Genomic DNA, 269 nt, shown 5'->3' with positions numbered 1-269 from the left:
GGTGACCCGTACGGGATTCGAACCCGTGTTACCGCCGTGAAAGGGCGGTGTCTTAACCACTTGACCAACGGGCCAACCTTAAGAATTTTTTTCCTGGCGGAGAGCGAGGGATTCGAACCCTCGAGACGGTTTTACACCGCCTACACGATTTCCAATCGTGCTCCTTCGGCCAACTCGGACAGCTCTCCAGATTGGCTCCACAGGCAGGATTCGAACCTGCGACCGATCGGTTAACAGCCGATAGCTCTACCACTGAGCTACTGTGGAAT

Annotated in this window: 3 tRNA genes; all 3 read right to left on the bottom strand. The window is 55.0% G+C overall.

From position 1 onward, the window contains the following. Positions 1-2: 2 nt before the first annotated feature. Positions 3-74: transfer RNA gene (locus KH400_RS23810), tRNA-Glu, on the bottom strand. Between the two features lie 20 nt (positions 75-94). After that, positions 95-188 (bottom strand) — tRNA-Ser (locus KH400_RS23805). Between the two features lie 4 nt (positions 189-192). After that, positions 193-267, bottom strand: a tRNA-Asn gene (locus tag KH400_RS23800). Positions 268-269: the final 2 nt, after the last annotated feature.

This window comes from Desertibacillus haloalkaliphilus, assembly GCF_019039105.1.
GTDB classification, from domain to species: Bacteria; Bacillota; Bacilli; order Bacillales; family KJ1-10-99; genus Desertibacillus; species Desertibacillus haloalkaliphilus.
The sequence above is the reverse complement of the archived record's forward strand: the minus strand, read 5'-3'. Positions and strand labels throughout refer to the sequence as shown.